At 40.3% G+C, this 19646-nt stretch carries 16 protein-coding genes; 8 read left to right on the top strand and 8 right to left on the bottom strand.

The window, feature by feature from the left end:
• Nucleotides 1–21 precede the first annotated feature (21 nt).
• From dxs to xseB, 3 genes are read right to left on the bottom strand one after another with little or no spacing between them, the layout of a single operon-like run.
• Nucleotides 22–1887 (bottom strand): 1-deoxy-D-xylulose-5-phosphate synthase, encoded by a 1866-nt coding sequence (gene dxs, locus ACRWP9_RS08695; RefSeq protein WP_434928764.1) that lies wholly within the window; start codon nucleotides 1885–1887, stop codon nucleotides 22–24.
• Nucleotides 1888–1905: 18 nt separating this feature from the next.
• Complete coding sequence (ispA, locus tag ACRWP9_RS08700; protein ID WP_434928765.1) at nucleotides 1906–2787, bottom strand: (2E,6E)-farnesyl diphosphate synthase; 882 nt, start codon at nucleotides 2785–2787, stop codon at nucleotides 1906–1908.
• A 30-nt stretch (nucleotides 2788–2817) separates the two neighbouring features.
• Nucleotides 2818–3048: an exodeoxyribonuclease VII small subunit gene (gene xseB, locus ACRWP9_RS08705; protein ID WP_226410419.1), complete on the bottom strand. Its 231-nt coding sequence runs from the start codon at nucleotides 3046–3048 to the stop codon at nucleotides 2818–2820.
• Between the two features lie 237 nt (nucleotides 3049–3285).
• Between xseB and pomA the strand changes: the two genes are divergently transcribed.
• The 7 genes from pomA to rlmM all read left to right on the top strand — a co-directional run bounded on the left by pomA (nucleotide 3286) and on the right by rlmM (nucleotide 10320).
• Complete coding sequence (pomA, locus tag ACRWP9_RS08710; protein ID WP_434928766.1) at nucleotides 3286–4053, top strand: flagellar motor protein PomA; 768 nt, start codon at nucleotides 3286–3288, stop codon at nucleotides 4051–4053.
• A 3-nt stretch (nucleotides 4054–4056) separates the two neighbouring features.
• Entirely contained in the window at nucleotides 4057–5007 is a 951-nt protein-coding gene (locus ACRWP9_RS08715) for a flagellar motor protein MotB (protein ID WP_434928767.1), read from the top strand.
• A gap of 315 nt (nucleotides 5008–5322) precedes the next feature.
• A complete protein-coding gene (gene thiI, locus ACRWP9_RS08720; RefSeq protein WP_434928768.1) occupies nucleotides 5323–6777 on the top strand; it encodes a tRNA uracil 4-sulfurtransferase ThiI in 1455 nt (484 codons plus the stop codon).
• A gap of 290 nt (nucleotides 6778–7067) precedes the next feature.
• Nucleotides 7068–7979: a transcriptional regulator GcvA gene (locus ACRWP9_RS08725; protein WP_434928769.1), complete on the top strand. Its 912-nt coding sequence runs from the start codon at nucleotides 7068–7070 to the stop codon at nucleotides 7977–7979.
• Nucleotides 7980–8019: 40 nt separating this feature from the next.
• Nucleotides 8020–8706, top strand: a complete 687-nt coding sequence (locus tag ACRWP9_RS08730; RefSeq protein ID WP_434928980.1) for an alpha/beta family hydrolase — start codon at nucleotides 8020–8022, stop codon at nucleotides 8704–8706.
• Between the two features lie 45 nt (nucleotides 8707–8751).
• The gene (locus ACRWP9_RS08735; protein ID WP_434928770.1) at nucleotides 8752–9141 is read left to right on the top strand and encodes a DUF423 domain-containing protein; all 390 of its coding nucleotides are present in this window, start codon (nucleotides 8752–8754) and stop codon (nucleotides 9139–9141) included.
• 75 nt (nucleotides 9142–9216) lie between these two features.
• On the top strand, nucleotides 9217–10320 hold the full coding sequence (gene rlmM, locus ACRWP9_RS08740) for a 23S rRNA (cytidine(2498)-2'-O)-methyltransferase RlmM (protein ID WP_434928771.1): 1104 nt from the start codon (nucleotides 9217–9219) through the stop codon (nucleotides 10318–10320).
• 93 nt (nucleotides 10321–10413) lie between these two features.
• Here rlmM and ACRWP9_RS08745 read toward each other — a convergent pair whose 3' ends face one another.
• Entirely contained in the window at nucleotides 10414–11424 is a 1011-nt protein-coding gene (locus ACRWP9_RS08745) for an isocitrate dehydrogenase (RefSeq protein WP_434928772.1), read from the bottom strand.
• Between the two features lie 519 nt (nucleotides 11425–11943).
• Here ACRWP9_RS08745 and ACRWP9_RS08750 point away from each other — a divergent pair.
• Nucleotides 11944–14694 carry an alpha/beta hydrolase family protein gene (locus ACRWP9_RS08750; RefSeq protein ID WP_434928982.1) on the top strand — a complete coding sequence of 917 codons (2751 nt, stop codon included), beginning with the start codon at nucleotides 11944–11946 and terminating at the stop codon, nucleotides 14692–14694.
• A 402-nt stretch (nucleotides 14695–15096) separates the two neighbouring features.
• On the opposite strand, the gene ACRWP9_RS08755 is transcribed toward ACRWP9_RS08750, so the two are convergent.
• The 4 genes from ACRWP9_RS08755 to ACRWP9_RS08770 form a co-directional block, all read right to left on the bottom strand.
• Nucleotides 15097–15504: a DUF3192 domain-containing protein gene (locus ACRWP9_RS08755; RefSeq protein ID WP_434928773.1), complete on the bottom strand. Its 408-nt coding sequence runs from the start codon at nucleotides 15502–15504 to the stop codon at nucleotides 15097–15099.
• 88 nt (nucleotides 15505–15592) lie between these two features.
• Complete coding sequence (gene xni, locus ACRWP9_RS08760) at nucleotides 15593–16366, bottom strand: flap endonuclease Xni (RefSeq protein ID WP_434928774.1); 774 nt, start codon at nucleotides 16364–16366, stop codon at nucleotides 15593–15595.
• A gap of 9 nt (nucleotides 16367–16375) precedes the next feature.
• Nucleotides 16376–17731, bottom strand: coding sequence for a nucleotide 5'-monophosphate nucleosidase PpnN (ppnN, locus tag ACRWP9_RS08765; protein WP_434928775.1), 1356 nt, complete (start codon nucleotides 17729–17731; stop codon nucleotides 16376–16378).
• Between the two features lie 50 nt (nucleotides 17732–17781).
• Nucleotides 17782–19338 carry a GGDEF domain-containing protein gene (locus tag ACRWP9_RS08770; RefSeq protein WP_434928776.1) on the bottom strand — a complete coding sequence of 519 codons (1557 nt, stop codon included), beginning with the start codon at nucleotides 19336–19338 and terminating at the stop codon, nucleotides 17782–17784.
• Nucleotides 19339–19646: the final 308 nt, after the last annotated feature.

Raw genomic sequence — 19646 nt, forward strand, 5'->3', positions numbered from 1 at the left:
TTTTAGCTACGTTGATATCAACTAAGCTAAATAGTCTCTAATTTGCTGCTCAATACCTTTGGTATCTAATTTCAGTTCACTGATAATTTCATCTGGAGCGCCGTGTTTAATAAACTCATCCGGTAGACCTATTTGAAGCACAGGCATAATGATTTTAAGTTGTTGTAACGCTTCCATCACGCCACTACCTGCGCCGCCCATTATCGCGTTCTCTTCAACTGTGACAATCACATCATGGTTGTTTGCCAGTTCTGTCAGTAGCTCAATATCTAACGGTTTCACAAAGCGCATATCGGCAACTGAAGCATCTAATGTTTCAGCAGCAATTAAGGCGGCTTCTAATGTTGTACCAAAATTAACGATAGCAATTTTTTTGCCGTGGCGCTTCATTACGCCTTTGCCGATAGGCAATTGGGTCATTTCTTCAACTTGTTCAGCACCTGTTGCACAACCTCTTGGGTAACGCACCGCAGTAGGACCGTCCTGATAGCAATAGCCGGTGTACAGCATCTGACGACATTCATTTTCATCAGAAGGGGTCATGATTATCATGTTGGGAATACAACGCATAAAGCTTAAATCAAACGCGCCTTGATGGGTCGGACCATCTGCGCCGACAATACCACCACGGTCAATGGCAAATAACACTGGTAAGCGTTGTAATGCGACATCGTGAATGAGTTGATCATAACCACGTTGTAAGAAGGTAGAGTATATGGCTACAACGGGCTTTAAGCCTTGGGTTGCCATACCAGCACTTAAGGTTACTGCGTGCTGCTCAGCAATAGCAGCATCAAAATACTGTTTAGGGAAACGTTGTGAAAACTCAACCATGCCTGAACCTTCACGCATAGCAGGGGTAATTCCCATCACTTTATCGTCAAGCTCAGCAACATCACATAGCCATTTACCAAACACCTGTGAAAATGTCGGCAAACCAGGTTTAGTTGCAGGTTTTTTAAACTGGCTAGGATCAAACTTAGGCACTGCGTGCCAGCCAATAGGATCTTTTTCTGCTGGTTCATATCCACGACCTTTTTTAGTCATGATGTGCAGGATCTGTGGCCCTTTTAGGCTACGCATATTGCGCATTGTTTCAACTAAGGCATCAACATCATGGCCATCAATAGGGCCGATGTAATTAAAGCCTAGTTCTTCAAACAAAGTCCCGGGAACCACCATGCCTTTTAGGTGCTCTTCTGTTCTCTTAGCTATTTCCTTGATAGCAGGCATGCCTTTAAGCACTTTTTTACTGCTTTCACGGATAGTCGTGTAAAAGCGGCCAGACATAAGTTGAGCAAGGTGATTATTAAGTGCGCCAACATTTTCTGAAATCGACATTTCATTATCGTTCAGCACGACTAACATATCGTTGCGTAAGTCACCGGCATGATTTAAAGCTTCAAATACCATACCACCTGTCATTGCGCCATCACCAATAACAGCAACAACTTTACGGCCTTTATTTTCTTTTTCGGCGGCAATTGCCATGCCTAAAGCTGCACTGACAGAGGTACCAGAATGACCGACACTAAAGGTATCGTAATGACTTTCTTCACGCCATGGAAAAGGATGCAAACCGTTTTTTTGGCGAATAGTGTGCATGCGGTTACGGCGGTCAGTTAAAATTTTGTGAGGATAAGCTTGATGGCCAACATCCCAAACCAATTGGTCAAAAGGCGTGTCGTACACATAATGAAGCGCTACGGTTAATTCAACCGTGCCTAAGCCAGAAGCAAAATGACCGCTAGACATACCTACCGACTGCAACAGAAACTGGCGCAGCTCATCTGATACCTGCGGCAATAAACTCTGAGGTAGCTGTCTAAGTTCTTCTGGGGTGTTAGCTTTTGCTAACACAGGATATTGAGAATTATCGAAACTCATAGTGAGATATCTGTCTTATTATATTCTTCGCACGATAATATACCGGGCAAAGTCTGCAATTAACTGACTATTGTATGGCAATTTAGTCAGTTCTGATAGAGCATCATCAACAAGTTGCTGTGATGTCTGCTTGGCACCTTCTAAACCGAGTAATTTAGGAAAGGTACTTTTATTTGATTGCTCGTCACTGCCTTGTGGTTTACCTAACTCTTCGGTGCTAGCAACGATATCTAATATATCGTCTTGCACTTGAAAGGCTAAACCTATTTTACCAGCGTAAACCATTAAGGCTTGATGTTCATTATCGGGGGCATTGGCTGCAATCAACGCCATTTCTACTGCGCAGCAGATTAATGCACCCGTTTTTTTGTTATGAAGCTCAGTTAATCTCGCCATTTCAATACGCTGATTTGTGGCGCTAAGATCAATTGCCTGACCACCACACATCCCCTGATAACCAGAGGCTTTTGCCAATGATTTAACAATGGCTAGTTGCTGAGCGGGCATTAAACCCTCAATAGGCTCACTGATAATATCGAATGCCAGAGTTTGTAATGCGTCACCTGCTAATATTGCGCTGGCTTCATCAAAAGCAATATGAACAGTAGGTTGGCCACGGCGAAGACTATCATTATCCATTGCTGGTAAGTCATCATGGATAAGCGAATATGCATGAATACATTCAATGGCAGCGGCTAAATTATCTAATACCTTTAGCGGGACATTTAACATTTGTCCTATACTGTAAACCAAAAAAGGTCTGATACGCTTACCACCTAATAACGCACCATGGGTCATGGCCGCTTTTAATTTTGGTGCAGCGTTATCAAGGTCAGTTAATTTTTGGCTTAATACTTGATCAACTCTTTGTTGATAAGTCTTTATTGCATCAGTTAGCACTGTAATACCTCAACATGCTGTCAAAGCTGTTTATTGTTCAATTTCTAATGGGGTTAAGGTGTCTTTATCATCTAATAAAATGGATACTTTCTGTTGTGCTTGTTCAAGTTTTGCCTGACTTTGGCGTACGAGGTTGATGCCTCGTTCAAACTGCTTTAATGCATCATCAAGGGAGACTTCACCTTGCTCTAAACTGGCCACAATAGTTTCAAGTTCATTTAAAGATTGCTCAAAACTGAGATTTTCAGGTTTTTTTGCCACGTTGATATTTCCTCTTGTTCAGCGTGTGACAAGGTATATCAGCCGAGCTTTTGGGTCAAATACAGACGCTGGATATTTGCTCAATAGCACGCTTTGTTACTGAAATTTGTTTAGAAAGTTGAAATTCGAGCTAAACTAGAAATGATTTTGACCGATAACATAGTAAGATGATGTTTAAGTTTAACGATTTTAGCATTAGCATATTCATGCAGACTTTACTGCATTTGAGGAGACGTTGTGGATTTAGCAACCCTGATAGGAATTATTGGTGCTTTTGCATTTATCATTGGCGCTATGGTGACCAGTGGTGGTATTGGCCTATTTATCGACGTACCGTCAATTTTGATTGTTGTTGCCGGCTCTTTATTTGTGGTGATGATGAAGTTTAACCTAAAACAATTTTTAGGTGCGATTAAGATTGGCTTAAAAGCCTTTATGTTTAAAATTGATAAACCAGAAGACCTCATTGAGCAATCAGTTAATATGGCCGATGCTGCCCGTAAAGGGGGCTTTTTAGCGTTAGAAGAAGCGCAAATTAGTAACACTTTTATGCAAAAAGCTGTCGATATGTTAGTTGATGGTCATGATGGCGAGGTCGTACGTAATGCATTAGAGAAGGATATTGCCTTAACTGAAGAGCGCCATAAGTCTGGGGTGAATATTTTTAAAGCCATGGGCGATGTTGCACCTGCGATGGGGATGATTGGTACGCTTGTTGGTTTGGTTGCCATGTTATCAAATATGGATGACCCTAAATCAATTGGCCCATCAATGGCGGTGGCGTTATTAACCACACTTTATGGTGCAGTAATCGCCAATATGATAGCCATACCAATGGCGGATAAATTGGCGCTGCGGATGAATGAAGAGCTATTGAATCGTAATTTGATTATGGATGCGGTATTGGCGATTCAAGATGGACAAAATCCACGGGTAATTGAAGGCTTTTTGAAAAACTATATCGCTGAAAAACAACGTAAAATAGATACAACGGACGGGGAGTAACCCATGGCTAAGGCCAAGTGTGAATGTCCACCTGCCGGCGCGCCCATGTGGTTAGCAACCTTTGCTGATCTCATGTCGTTGCTGATGTGCTTTTTCGTATTATTATTAGCGTTCTCTGAAATGGACGTAATGAAGTTCAAGCAAATTGCAGGTTCAATGAAGTATGCCTTCGGTGTACAAAATAAAGTTGAAGTCAAAGACATCCCTAAAGGAACATCAGTTATTGCACTGGAGTTTCGTCCTGGTCGACCCGATCCCACTCCGATTGAAATTATTAACCAGCAAACTAATGAAATGACTCAACCAACCATTGAGTATCAAGCAGGTGAAGAAGACAGTGCTGGCGGAGTACAAAAACAGAATGGCGCCCAACGTGGGGGTAATGCTAGCGCAACTGCACAAAAAGAAGCTGAGGCGGTTAAAAAAGATGCCGCATCTTCACAAGATAATATCAATGAACAGCTTAAAAAAATGGCTGAACAATTGAATGAACAAATTGTTGATGGTGCCATTGAATTAGAATCCTTAGGTCAGCAAATTATTATTCGAATTCGAGAAAAGGGTTCATTTTCTTCCGGTTCAGGCTTTCTTCAGCCCCAGTTTAGGCCTATTGTGCGATCCATCGGTGAGTTACTCAAAGATGTCCCAGGCATTATCACTGTGTCAGGACATACAGATGGCGCCCATATCAGCAATGAGCTTTATAGTTCAAATTGGGATTTATCCAGTCAGCGGGCTGTTGCGGTAGCCCATGAGTTGATGAAAGTACCTGGCTTTGATGAGACACGAATGAAAGTGATGGGAGAGGCGTCCAATAATCCACTGGTGCCTAATGACAGTAACACTAATCGAGCTCGAAATCGTCGAGTCGAAATAGCCATAGAGCAGGGCAAACCTAAAGAGTCTGATGAGATTAAAGTGACTCAGGATCCGCAGACGCCCCAAAATCCTTAATAAACGCAAATGGCTGACTTTAAAGCGCAATCAAATGATTGTGCTTTTTTTGGACCATATCTAGCGTGATATAAATATATCGTGATGCTTGTCCAAGCGGATAATGTTATTACAAGCGACTAAAAATTTGATATAATCTTCAGAATTACTGCTTTTTTACGTACGGTAATTAATGTATTCGACTCAGTGTAAGCTGGGTCGATATTTTTTTGCCGTGAAAAATAAGTCCTTATTTTCTTAATTCAAACCATTAACTATGACGTTGGCTAAGTACATTGCCGTGTTTAGCCAGTAATTAATGTTGCCGGAACCGCTATGAAGTTTATTGTAAAGTTATACCCTGAAATCATGATGAAAAGTAAATCGGTAAGATTACGGTTTACTAAAATGCTAGAAACGAATATTCGAAATGTACTTAAAAAAGTCGACGAAGAGGCTAAGGTGCTACGTTTATTTGATCGGATCATCGTCAAGGTACCTGAAGATAAACCAGAATTGCAGGACATATTTGGGCAACGCTTAGCGTGTATTCCTGGTATTGCCCATGTGGTGCAAGTCAGCGAGTATCCGTTTGATACTATTGACAGCATTTACCAGTTAGCCTTACCCCGGTACCGTGATGAAATTGCCGGTAAAACATTTTGTGTACGGGTAAAACGTACCGGAAACCATGATTTTAATTCTATTGATGTTGAGCGTTATGTCGGTGGTGGCTTAAATCAACATGCTGATGCCTTGGGCGTAAAACTGAACAATCCCGATGTTACCGTTAATCTTGAAATTGATGGGAATAAAGTTTATTTGGTTGAGCGTCGTATTGAAGGCTTAGGTGGTTTTCCAATGGCAACCCAAGAGGATGTGTTATCACTTATCTCAGGTGGGTTTGACTCTGGTGTATCAAGTTTTCAATTTATTAAAAAGGGTTCGCGTACCCATTATTGCTTCTTCAACTTGGGTGGAGCACAGCATGAAATAGGCGTTAAACAAGTAGCCTATCATTTATGGAAAACCTATGGTGAGTCACATAAAGTGCGTTTTATTACCGTGCCGTTTGAGCCAGTTGTAGAACAAATTTTAGAACGAATTGATAGTGGCCAAATGGGCGTTATTTTAAAGCGTGTGATGATGCGTGTAGCTGCGCGTATTGCCGAGAAATTTAAAATTCAGGGTTTGGTGACAGGTGAAAGTTTAGGTCAAGTGTCTAGCCAAACCTTGACCAATTTGAATGTGATAGACCGCTGTACTGACATGTTAATTATGCGTCCACTGATAGCCATGGACAAACAGGATATCATCAATCAAAGTCGCTTAATTGGCACAGAGGATTTTGCTAAGACAATGCCTGAATACTGCGGTGTTATCTCTCAAAAACCGACGGTAAAAGCAGTGTTATCTAAAATTGAAGCTGAAGAATTAAAGTTTGATGAAGATCTTATCGAACGTATCGTTTATTCAGCTAAAGTGATGGATATTAGAGATATTGAAACAGAAATGAATCAACAAATCACTGAAACAGAAACGGTAACAGATATTGCATCTGGCGAAATAGTGATTGATGTACGTGCACCTGAAGAAGAAGAGCGCAAGCCATTATCAATAGAAGGCGTAGAGATTACAGCAATCCCATTCTTTAAGTTGGCAACAAAATTTGCTGAGTTAGATAAGAGCAAAACCTACCTATTATATTGTGACCGCGGTGTGATGAGTAAATTACAAGCCTTGTATTTAATTGAGCAAGGATATCAGAATGTAAAAGTTTATCGTCCATAAAACGTTAAACTGATTGTAATAAAGGCTTGTATCTTCAACGGTGCAAGCCTTTTTTATAGCAACTGTTTATAGCAATTAAGTTATAATCTTCGATATGGAAAAATCTAATTAATACCGTTTCGTGAGCGTGAATTTCCCCTTCCATTATTCAGCTGAGATACACCTCAAAAATCCTCCCCGCTAACGTTATTTCAATATGTTAATCTAATCAAAAACCTGTTCTTTACAAACCGTAAAAAATAGAGATAATCATTAGAAAAACTAATTAAAATAATAAGAGATTAATCATCATGGCCAGACGATTACCGCCCTTAAATGCAGTTAAAGCATTTGAAGCGGCAGCAAGAAACCTCAGTTTTACTAGGGCTGCAGAGGAGTTGTTTGTTACTCAGGCTGCGGTTAGCCATCAGATTAAAGCATTAGAAGATTTTCTAGGGTTAAAGCTTTTTAGACGTAAAAATCGATCATTACTGTTAACCGAAGAAGGTCAGAGCTACTTTCTTGACATCAAGGATATTTTCATTCAGTTGGGAGAGGCGACCGACCGCTTGCTTGCCCGCAGCGCTGTGGGCTCGTTAACGGTAAGTATGTCACCGAGTTTTGCTATTCAATGGTTGGTGCCGCGGTTAGCCAAATTTAGTGAAAAGAATCCTGATATTGATGTGCGTATTAAAGCGGTAGACAGTGATACAGGGTCGTTAACAGATGATGTTGATGTGGCAATTTATTATGGTCAAGGTAATTGGGCAGGGCTTAGAGCGGATAAACTGCGCAATGAAGTATTGATCCCCGTTTGTTCACCATTGTTATTAAATGGACCTAAGCCACTAAGTACCCCAAGTGATTTGAAATATCATACCCTATTACATGACTCAAGCCGCCACGACTGGCAGGCCTGGTTTAGACAATGCGGGGTAAGTGATATTAATGTCAATCAAGGCCCCATTTTTAGTCATTCATCTTTAGTGTTACAAGCCGCTGCCCACGGGCAGGGGGTTGCATTAGGCTACAGCGTATTAGCCAGGCCGGATATTAAAGCGGGCCGCCTGGTATGTCCGTTTCCTGAAGTCTTAGTCAGTAAAGATGCTTACTATTTAGTGTGTCAGCAAAACCATTCTGAATTAGGCAAAGTCAGCGCATTTCGTGAATGGATGGTGGATATGTTTGCAGAGGAGTCACGCAGTGAATTACTCACAGGATAGCTTAGCTGTCAGTCCTTTAAATATTGATCGCCCAGCAAGCTTGTTAGCAAGCGATTACTTACTTGAAGGCGATAATCAAAGTGATACTTTAATTGTGCTTGCCCATGGCGCAGGCGCTAATATGCACCATGCTTTTATGCAGCAATTGGCTGAGCTCTTGGTATTACAAGGTTTTGCTGTATATCGATTTAATTTCTTATACATGCAGGCCAATATGCTTGATGGCAAGAAGCGACCACCTGATAGACCCCCTAAGCTACTGTCGCATCTTGAATCTGTGCTGAAAGATATTTATCACAAACAGCAGCAGGGAGTTATTACCGCTAAACGAGTCGTGTTTATCGGTAAGTCGATGGGCTCAAGAATGATGGCGACATTAACATCAAATTTACACACCTGTGATAATGTCGAGGCGCAAACTATATTAGGCCAGGTTGTTGGTCAAATATGTCTGGGTTATCCCTTTGTTCCTATTAAAGGCGGAGAGCCCAGATTACCACCCCTTAATGATTCGAACATGCCAACCTTAGTGCTACAGGGAGAGCGTGATAAATTTGGTTTGCCTGAACAAATAGCGGCATGGACGTTCAGGGACAGCATTGAGTTTGTCACTATTCCTGATGGCGATCATAGTTTTACACCAAGAAAGTCGTCAGGTACCACGTTTGACGCTAACCTAAAACTTGCTGTGGCAGAAATCGTTAAATTCTCTCAGTCTGTCACTTAATTCATTTTAGGATGATAAATCCGCTAACTCAATTCAAGGTGCGTTATGAACCATCGTTTGTTATTTATTGCTGCTATTAGTGGTTTTATTGCTGTTGCTTTAGGGGCTTTTGGCGCCCATGGATTAAAGAATATTGCCTCAGCGGAAATGGTTAGTATTTTCAAATTAGCGGTTGAGTATCAGTTTTATCACACCTTTGCACTAGTGAGTTTAGCTTTTGCGGCCCAATGGTTGTCAACTAAGTGGCTTAATTGGTCTGCGGGCTTCTTTATCGTAGGCATACTCTTGTTTTCTGGTTCACTGTATTTATATGCTTTAACCCAGGCTAAATGGATTGGTCCTATCACTCCTATGGGAGGGCTTTGTTTACTCATAGCTTGGGCGTTATTTGCGATTGCTGCATGGCGTAGACCCATTAATACTGATCAAATCTAAATCTGCTATAGCGTCATATTCTTGCTATAATCCGACAAAATTTGGCTCCAAGATCGACTATTGCTAAGGCTTTACATGAAAAACCTATTCTTATTTTGCCGCGCTGGATATGAAAAAGAGTGCGCAGCAGAAATTCAACAACGTGCGGCAGAGCTCAACATTGGCGGCTTCGTTAAAACTAATAACAATGACGCTTATGTTATTTATCAATGTTTTGAAGACAATGGTGCCGATAAGTTAGCCGAGCAACTAGCATTGCAGTCGTTAATTTTTACGCGACAAATGTTTGCCGCTGGCGAGTTACTAATTGACTTGCCAGAGCAAGACAGAATGAGTCCGATTGTTGCAGCCTTAGGTGAGATATCTCGTTGTGGCGAATTACGGGTAGAAACTCCTGACACTAACGAAGCAAAAGAATTGTCGGCATTTTGCCGTAAGTTCACTGTACCATTACGCCAGGGGTTGAAAAAAGCTGGTATTTTATTGGCCAAAGAAAGCCAAAGTCGCCCAATTGTACATGTGTGTTTTATTGGTCCGGGAAAGGCGTATGTAGGCTATTCTCTTAGCAATAATAGCTCACCACATTTCATGGGTATTCCGCGCTTGAAAATGGTTGCAGATGCACCGAGTCGCTCTAGTTTAAAACTAGACGAAGCTTTTAGTGCCTTTTTAACCAGAGAAGAGCAAGATTTGCGCTGTCGTAGTGGCTTAAATGCCGTTGATTTGGGCGCATGTCCCGGTGGTTGGACTTATCAATTAGTCCGCCGAGGGATGATGGTTGCTGCTGTTGATAATGGCCCTATGAATGAAAAGTTAATGGAAACAGGCCAAGTTAAGCATTACCGTGCCGATGGCTTTCGATTTGAACCCCCAAGAAAAAATATTTATTGGTTAGTATGTGACATGGTTGAAAAACCTTCACGCGTGGCAGAGTTGATAGAAGCTTGGGCCATTAATGCATGGTTTAAAGAAGCTATTTTCAATCTGAAATTACCAATGAAAAGTCGATACAAAGAAGTGCGAGTTATCCTAGATACTATGGCGGAGATTTTTAAAGAAAATAACATTGAATACCGCATGCAATGCAAACACCTTTATCATGACCGTGATGAAGTGACGGTACACTTATGGTTATTCCCAGAAAAAGGCGTTAATTATGCCGTATTGGGTGAAAGATAAGTTATTCATTTTTCAGTGTTAGATTTATATAAAACAAAAAGCCCTAATCGAAATTAGGGCTTTTTTGTAGGTTTTTGTGCTCAACAGCAAAAGCTAACCTAATCGTTCTAATACCGCTTGAGTGAAGTCAGTAGTACCATAAGTGCCCCCTAAGTCACGGGTAGTACGATCGCCTTCTTCAATCACTGCTGCTACCGCATTACGGATCATTACCGCTTTATCTGACATACCTAAATATTCAAGCATTTGAATTGAGGCTAAAATAACGGATGTTGGATTGGCTAAGTTTTTACCCGCAATATCTGGTGCACTACCATGTACCGCTTCAAAGATAGCGGCGTCGCGACCAATATTTGCCCCCGGTGCCATGCCTAAACCACCGACAAGCCCAGCACACAAATCAGATAAGATATCGCCGAATAAGTTGGTTGTGACTATTACATCAAAGTTTTCTGGGTTCATTACCAGCTTCATGCAAGTGGCATCAACAATCATTTCTTCGGTAATCAAATCAGGATAACGTAAGCTGACTTCTCTAGCCACTTTCAAAAACAAACCTGAGGTTGATTTCATGATATTGGCTTTATGCACAATAGTGACTTTTTTACGATTTTCTTTACGGGCTAATTCATAGGCAAATGTCACGATTTGCTCAGCACCTTTGCGGGTAATAATACTGGTTGCTTCAGCCGTTTCACCGTCGTCTGATACTTTTTGGCCAAAACCTGAGTACATGCCTTCGGTATTTTCTCGCACCGTAATAATATCAATATTTTCATAACGGGCCTGAGTGCCCTTAAATGAGTTTACTGGGCGAACATTTGCATACAAGCTGAACTTTTTACGCAAACTAACATTAATTGAAGTAAAACCTTCACCAACAGGAGTGGTTAACGGACCCTTTAAAGTAATGCGGTTTTTTTCAATTAAGTCTAAGGTACGTTGGGGTATTAGCTCTCCGTGTTTTTCTAACGCAGCTAGACCAGCATCGGCAAATTCATATTCAAAATTACAACCAGCCTTATCAAGAATTTTTAATGCAGAATCGATAATGCTTGGGCCAATCCCATCACCTGGAATTACAGTTATTGTACGTTTTGACATGAGAAGTCCTTACACCTGAGATGTGACTGCAATGAATACAGCGCATTAATATTGACCGCCTAAGCAAGGTGATTTAAATACGGCTTACACTAAGCGGTGGCACTAAGATCGAAACGCAATGTTTCGGTGAGCTATTTTAACGATTTAACATCTTTATTTACACAAAACTGAGAGTGAAATGACATTTTAAAGGTCATTTAAAGTCATTTTGGATTAAAATAATTCAATAAGTGACCGATTCAACTAAATCTTAACAAATCGATAAGTCAGCCTGCCTTTTTCAGCAAGAGTTAACGCTATTAAAGCAGGATATATTGTTCATTTATTGCGGTTATTTACTAGACGACCATAGTCGCATAATGAAAGTAGCGATACTTATGTGGCTGCTAGTGGAGACTGTAATTAATTATAAATGAGCACTGAACAGTAAATACTTCGAATTGGGTGTTAGTTGTTATTAATACCCCATAATTATAAAAGAGGAAGATTGTGAAATTATCTTATTTGTCCATTTACGCTATGGTGGCTTTGTCGCTCTCATCGAGCCTGATATCAGCGGAACCATTAACCCTGACCGACATTATGCATTTTAAAACCTTACAGCAACCAGTATTAGCTGATGATGGCAGCATAATGGCAGTTGAGGCTCAGCCTGACAGAGGTGAGAGTGATGTTATTGTTAAATCGACTGATGGCAGCAAGAGTTTTGAAATAACTAATGGTACTCAGCCTGAAGTGACACCTAATGGTCAATTTGTTATCGCGACTATTCCAGCAAGTTTGCTAGATAAAGAAACTAAAAAGAAAGCAGAATTAACCCAAAATATAGTATTACTTAACACTAAGACAAACACACAACAGACATTTGAAAATGTTAAGTCGGCGCATTTTAATGATAATGGCCAGTATTTAGCTATTTGGTTCAAAGAACAAAAAACTGCCTCAGACAGTAAGCCAGCAGAAGATAATACCGAGCAATCAGATTCGAAGAAAAAGCTCAAACTTGATGATGCGGATAAAGGCACCTCGTTAACCTTAATCCATTTAACGACTCAAAAAGAAATTCAACTCACTAATGTGACTCAATACGCATTTGATGAGTCAGGAATTCATTTTGTCGCGGCGGTTAATGATCATGATAATAATCAACATCATGTCACGTTAGTGAGCTTAAAAGATCACACTCAACGTAATATATATAGCGCGATAGATGAGCAAGTGGGCGAGCTCGCTTTAAGCAACGATGGTCGCTTTGTTGGATTTACGGCGGGAAAGCTGGCCAGTAAGCGTGATAGTCGTGAATATAAATTACATCTTATTGATATAAAGTCAGGTAAAAAACGTCAACCTAGTAGTGATGGGTGGACGTTGAATCAACATGCTAGCGTGATGTTTTCCCGTGATAACGAGCGGTTATTTGTTGGTAGAGTACCGCAAGTTATTGCCCCTACAGCGCGGGTAAAATATACCGATGAACAATCATTATTTGATCAAGATGCCATTACTGACAATAAAAATCTACGGGTTTGGCATGGCGATGACCCCAAAATTAAGCCCCATGAAGTGAAAGAATATCAAGATGAGCTAAAGCGTACTTATTTAGCGGTTTATCATATTGAAGCAGATCATATGGTTCAATTGGCTGATAAAACTGTGCCAACGATAAATTATGGTGAGCAACAGCGTTATTTAGTGGCAACATCAGATGTGCCTTACCAGAAAATGATTACCTGGGCCGGTTTTTATCAAGATGTGTATTTGGTGGATGTGAACACGGGTCGAAAGATTTTGGTGTTGGCACAGCAACCTAGTGACGCTATTCCGACATTATCACCTAATGCTCAATTCCTTCGCTATTATCAGCAGGGAAATATTTATATTTACGATATTGCTCAAGCGGTAAGTTATAACTTGAGTGGTCAATATGATGTGCCATTTTCCGATGAAGACCATGATTATCCGAGCCAAGCTCCAGGTTATGGTTTTGGTCCATGGTTAGCCGATAGTTCAGGCTTTATTGCCTATGATAAATATGATGCATGGCAGTTCAATACCAAGTCTCATAATGGTTTTATGTTATCTAATGGGGAAGGGCGAAAGCAAGGTATTGAATTTCGCGTTAAAGGGTTAGTTGAAGATAAACAGCCTGCTACGCTTAAGCAAGATCAAGTGGTGCTATTACAAGGTTACAGTCATCGCAATAAAGAGGATGAGTTTTACCAAGCAAAAATAGGTACAGCAGGGGTAAAAAAACTCACTAATAGTAAAAGTAAATTAACCGTGCTAGCCAGAGCTAAGCAGAGCGAACAGGTATTATTTTCAACCCAGCGTTTTGATTTATATCCAGATATTTATACTGCAACGCTAGACTCCCTAAGCAGTGCTAAAGCGCTTACTCAATTAGACAAGCAGCGCCAAGGGTTTTCTTGGGGTCATGCAGAGCTAGTGCAATGGACTGGCGCAGATGGTGAGTCTATTGATGGCGTGTTGATTAAACCAAGTAATTACCAGGAAGGAAAAACCTATCCTGTTATGGTCTATTATTACCGCTTTATGAGCGATCGTTTACATGCTTTTCCTGATATGAAAATAAACCATCGACCTAATTTTGCCTGGTATACCGATAATGGTTATGCAATTTTTTTACCAGATATTCGTTTTGAAATTGGCTATCCAGGTATATCGGCGGTAAAAGCATTAACCTCTGGAGTACAAAAAATAGTTGAAATGGGTGTCGCGGATCCTAAAAAAATCGGCCTGCATGGACATTCATGGAGCGGTTATCAAACGGCTTATGCTGTTACTCAAACTAATATGTTTGCCGCAGCGGTAGCAGGGGCGCCGGTATCGAATATGACCAGCGCCTACAGTGGAATTCGACATGGTAGCGGACTTGCACGTCAATTTCAGTATGAGGCCGGCCAAAGTAGAATGGCTGAAAGCTTATATAAAGCGCCACAGAAATACATTGAAAACTCACCTGTATTTTATGTTGAACGCATTCAAACACCTATGATGATTATGTTTGGTGATATTGACGATGCTGTGCCTTGGGAGCAAGGTATTGAAATGTATTTAGCCATGCGTCGTGCAGGTAAGGATGTGGTATTTCTTCAGTATGAAGGCGAACCACATCATTTGAAGAAGTACCCTAACAAGCTGGATTACACCATAAAAATGCGTCAATACTTTGATCATTACTTACTCGGTAAGCCAGCGCCATTATGGCTTGAAAAAGGTGAAGCTTATCAAGAGTACTCAGCAGACTAATAAGATGCTAAGTTGACTAGAATATGCAGGCACTAGCGGCCTGCATTTTTATTGGAAAACATTTTCATCTCAGTGCATAACACTAGAATCTCTGATTGGCTGCGATAATGCTGTTGAGGTCGGCGATAAAAGTGACTTATTGAAAAATGATAATACATTTAAGAGGAAGTACTACATCATCTGGCCTTACCAACCATTCTGTCTTCAACAGTTATCATCCTGAGTAAGTAATCCTTTATTTGACTTAATATAAGATTTGAATATTAAGGATACAAAAAAGTGAGTCAATCTCATAAATAGAATCGCGCTAAGACCTAGTTTTGCGGGAAACATATCGATTATTTAACTGATTGCGGCTCACCGCTCAATATTGATGAGCCGCGGCATAAGTGCAGGATTAAACTAGTGAGCCTGAATACTGTTATCAGCAAAAATAGTGCTAGCTAAATATTGTTGGAGTGTTTCGGTTCCCCAAGCTATTAAGATATTATTTTTAAACAACAGCGGTGTACACTCATCGCGAGTGGTAATGCCATCTGATTGCACATGGTGGGTGCGATAAAATAACAGTTGATATTGACCATCTATAGCCGTTTTAGCCTCAACAAAATCGGCGCTGCCAAATATCTTTATAATGTCTTCCCGTGGTTGTCCAAAGCTGAGTTCACTCATTTTCTGGTTATTATAAGCTTGCCTGTCATCCCACTCCCTATCTTCTGGCTGTGGTTCGTAAACAAACATCACAACAGCGACAAAAAAGAGGTATGCGATAAAAACCCCACCGATAACGTAAGTAGCTTTAGCTTTCATTTATAGGCCCGAATATATTTTAGTGTTGAGTTATAATATTATTTAACTTAATGGATTCTAATGTTTTTGTAACGGCTAATTTTGTAACTTATGGTGTCGATATCCCAGCTTGATATCTAAATTGTTTTAAGTTGATATTGAGTGGAATGTCACATTGCAGCTGGGCCAATTTGTAACTAATACGTGCAATGTCTTTTCCTTCTGCAAGTTTTTGTGCCTGTTTGGGGCCAAGATTTTCCAGTGAACGATAGATATTAGCTAAAGTGCGAAATTTATTCAGTAAGTCTGCCGCTGATTTAGGACCGATACCTGCAATGCCGGGGATTTTATTGCCGCTGTCGCCTGCAAGGGCAATAAAGTCCAAAAATTGACTGTGTACTACACCAAGTTTGCGTTCATGTTCAATTAAATCAAATGCTTTTTGATTAAAGTGATCCCACAATGTCAGTTGATTTTGCGGTAACTGGCTAAAGCCTTTATCGGTAGAGGCAATAATTGCCTGGCCCTGATTATTGGTAATTTTAAGGGCTAATGTGGCGATAACATCATCAGCTTCTGATGCTGCATCTAATGAATAGATATGCTCTGCGGCCAGTGCCGATTTAATTTCCTTTAACCCTTTATGTAAGGCTTCAGGCATCGGCTTTCGACCTTTTTTGTAATCAGCATAAAGCTTTTTACGCCAAGACTCTTGTTCGCCATCCCAGACGGCAACGACATGGGAAGGTTGATGGTGTTGTAACATTTTATGACAAGCTGCCAAAGAGCGCGCCTTAACACTGTCAATATCAGTCTCGTCTGGTAACACCGCATGTATACGCCGAACCAGGTTAAGACCATCAATAATGAGTAATTTATTCATATTATTATTTTATGTGATGATTTTATAGCAAGGCTCATAAGCGCTGCCAGGAAGTTTCATTCGCTGTTGTTCTACAAATGCATTAAGTAGCTTGTCCATCATCTCCATTAACTTAGGGTCGCCTTTAATATGGAACTTGCCGTGCTCCTTAATGCGCTTGATGGTTTCGCCTTTCACATTGCCAGCCACAATGCCTGAAAATGCCTTACGTAAATTAGCGGCAAGCTCAGCTTTATTATTTTGAAAGTATAGATTTAAATTTGCCATAACTTCATGGCTGGGATCAAAGGGTAATTGAAATTCTGGTTCAATTTTTAAAGACCACTGATACTGATAAGCATCGCCTTTTGTTTTGCGATAGGTTTTCACTTCCGCCATACCTTGTTTCATTATTTGAGCAACCTTGACAGGGTCATCAATAATAATTTGATACTTATTCTGGGCTTCTTCGCCAAGGGTGGCACCAATAAATTTATCAATTTCTTCAAAATATTGTGCACTTTGCTTAGGGCCAGTAAGCACTAATGGAAAAGGAGTGTCAGCGTTTTCTATATTCAATAAAATACCTAAAAAGTACAGTAGCTCTTCAGCAGTGCCCGCACCACCTGGGAATATAATAATCCCATGACCAATGCGCACAAAGGCCTCAAGGCGTTTTTCTATGTCGGGCAAAATGACCAGTTCATTGACGATTTGATTAGGAGGCTCTGCGGCAATAATACTGGGTTCGGTTAAACCAATATAACGAGCATTTTTAACCCTTTGTTTTGCATGACCAATTGCCGCGCCTTTCATCGGACCTTCCATTGCACCAGGGCCACAGCCAGTACAAATATCAAGTTGCCTAAGCCCTAACTGGTATCCTACGTCGCGAGTATATTGATATTCGACGGCATTAATACTGTGTCCACCCCAGCATACGACAACATTGGGGTCCTTCATTGGCGAGATCGCGCGCGCATTTCTCAATATATCGAAAACAACATTGGTAATGTGACTCGCATTGGTTAAGTTGATGTGTTTGAGGTTATCGTATTTATTGGTGATATAAATGATGTCACGCAGCACAGCAAATAAGTGTTCTTGAATACCGGTAATTATTTCACCGTCGACAAAAGCTTGCTCGGGAGGGTTGATCAATTCAAGCTTAATACCACGTTCACGTTGAAGTACATTGATATTGAAGGTGTCGAATCTATCGAAAAGCGCTTCAGCGTCATCACTGACAAGGCCTGAAGATAACACAGCTAATGAGCAGCTGCGGTACAATTGATAAAGCTCGCTTTTGGCGCCTTGTTTTAGTCGATCAACTTCCAACTGTGAAAGTTGATCCAAACTGCCTCGAGGGCTAATCCGTATAATCATAAGCAACTCCTTTAGACCTAAGTGTAAAGACACTTAAGCTGAGGTGCTGCTTATATGTCTATTACGACTCTGTCTCTGCCATTATTCTTCGCTTTATAGAGTGCAGTATCTGCTCTTTCAAAAGCTTCTTCGATGGTTTCATTGTCCATCACTTGCGCAGCACCGATAGATAATGTAACTGTAATTCTCTGATTTTTAAATTTAAATGGAATATTTTTTACTTTTTCTCTTACGCGGTTAAGTAATGCTGAAATATGCTCTTCGGTAACGTCAGGCAGTAACAGCACAAACTCTTCACCACCGTACCTTGCCACAAATTCACTGTCGCGTAATGAGTTTTTAAGAGCCATAGCAATTACTTGCAGTGTTTTATCACCCGTACTGTGGCCAAAATTATCATTTACCGATTTAAAATGGTCAATATCGGTTACCGCAATCCACAAAGGTGTCTTAAATCGAACATGATTTCGATATTCTTGATCCATTCTATCCTCAAGGGCGGTTCTATTTGCCAGTTGAGTCAGTGGGTCAAGAAGATTAAGTTTTTGGTGTTCAAATAGTTTTTCTTTATAACAATTTGCTTCTTGGGTAATACTATTAAGCTCTTTACGCATGGCTTCAATAGACTTACGTAATATTGTTTGTTCACGTTGCTCAAGCGCTTCTTTGCGTGATAACACATCACGAAGGGATGATAACTGCACTGTTAGCTGCGTCTTTAAATCACTTAAGTCATCGACTTCAGTGATAATACCGTCGGCATTATTAACCCTTAAATTAATCTCTTTATTTAACTGCTGCTTAAGTTGATGGCTTCGCTCATTGTTGTTTTGCGAATTATTGACGACATCACGAACAACGGTTAAAGCATCATTTAATGCGTATAGAAAGTCCTGGGAAGCTGATTTCTCTCTGGCAATATTATCTAATAATAAGCTCAGGATAGTTTGATACGATTCAAGTAGAGTATTTAAACTAATATCGCCCAATAATACTTCTTTCATTACCAGGATTTGGTCGCGTTGATCTTTACGAAACTCTATTTCAGATATCTTTACTGCCAGCTCTCGCGCAAGTTGAATGTGCTGCGGTAATATGTCGTAATTGTCTGCACCGGTAAATTGTTGCTGTAAAATTTCTTCGTAAAAGCCAATAAGCTTTTCAACTTTGGGGATGTATTCCCATACGGTGTGAAAAGGTTTCGCGAGATCTTGCTTGAAATAATTGATTTCTTTTTTGACTTTATCGGGTGCTGAATTAACCCGTTGAATCTGCCTTATCACTCTAGCTAGACCTAATCTGCTTTCTTCAAGCTGAGTCATAGTATGGTGATATTGACCTTTCAAAATTCTTTCAATATCAACTAATTCAGGTAGTGCCTCGTCAATTTGCTCGTAATCATGTAATTGATGACGTAATTTGGCTAATTTATTATCAAGTTCCAGATTCTGTCCTTTACAGGCCAAGCTTAAATGGCCAATAAACTGGATCAAGGTTTTAAGCTTATCATTACGATCTTTATTAATATCCTCTAAAGCTGATCGGGCAGCATGAAGTTTTTGTTTCATTAGCGCTATTTGTGATACCGCTATCTCAGAATCTTTCATAAAATGCCTTGTTGCTTCCGCTAAATTCAACTAATAAAAAAGATAATGACTATATATCGTCAATGACACAGATAACTAAAATTTAGATTAATTGGGTCATATCTAACATAACGACGCTCGACTATATCTATAGTGTAGCAATGTTATAACAAAGCGTTGTAGACGGGTATCTAAAATCAGCACAAAAGATGATGATTACTTATGTTCGCTGAATAATTGTGCAATATTTAACTTGGCCAAGATTCTTCAGTAATGATCTGATTACTATCAGCTTTGATTATCCCTCTTTTCAATGCTTGTGTGAGGTT

The sequence above is a fragment of the Shewanella sp. HL-SH2 genome (assembly GCF_051164935.1).
GTDB lineage: Bacteria > Pseudomonadota > Gammaproteobacteria > Enterobacterales > Shewanellaceae > Shewanella > Shewanella glacialimarina.

Excerpts from the sequence above, each read along its gene's own strand:
- ACRWP9_RS08745 (WP_434928772.1), bottom strand. The coding sequence starts at position 11,424 with ATGTCAAAACGTACAATAACTGTAATTCCAGGTGATGGGATTGGCCCA.
- ppnN (WP_434928775.1), bottom strand. The coding sequence starts at position 17,731 with ATGATTATACGGATTAGCCCTCGAGGCAGTTTGGATCAACTTTCACAG.
- ACRWP9_RS08770 (WP_434928776.1), bottom strand. The coding sequence starts at position 19,338 with ATGAAAGATTCTGAGATAGCGGTATCACAAATAGCGCTAATGAAACAA.
- ACRWP9_RS08735 (WP_434928770.1), top strand. The coding sequence starts at position 8,752 with ATGAACCATCGTTTGTTATTTATTGCTGCTATTAGTGGTTTTATTGCT.
- ACRWP9_RS08725 (WP_434928769.1), top strand. The coding sequence starts at position 7,068 with ATGGCCAGACGATTACCGCCCTTAAATGCAGTTAAAGCATTTGAAGCG.
- rlmM (WP_434928771.1), top strand. The coding sequence starts at position 9,217 with ATGAAAAACCTATTCTTATTTTGCCGCGCTGGATATGAAAAAGAGTGC.
- ACRWP9_RS08755 (WP_434928773.1), bottom strand. The coding sequence starts at position 15,504 with ATGAAAGCTAAAGCTACTTACGTTATCGGTGGGGTTTTTATCGCATAC.
- ACRWP9_RS08750 (WP_434928982.1), top strand. The coding sequence starts at position 11,944 with ATGGTGGCTTTGTCGCTCTCATCGAGCCTGATATCAGCGGAACCATTA.
- ACRWP9_RS08715 (WP_434928767.1), top strand. The coding sequence starts at position 4,057 with ATGGCTAAGGCCAAGTGTGAATGTCCACCTGCCGGCGCGCCCATGTGG.
- thiI (WP_434928768.1), top strand. The coding sequence starts at position 5,323 with ATGAAGTTTATTGTAAAGTTATACCCTGAAATCATGATGAAAAGTAAA.
- dxs (WP_434928764.1), bottom strand. The coding sequence starts at position 1,887 with ATGAGTTTCGATAATTCTCAATATCCTGTGTTAGCAAAAGCTAACACC.
- xni (WP_434928774.1), bottom strand. The coding sequence starts at position 16,366 with ATGAATAAATTACTCATTATTGATGGTCTTAACCTGGTTCGGCGTATA.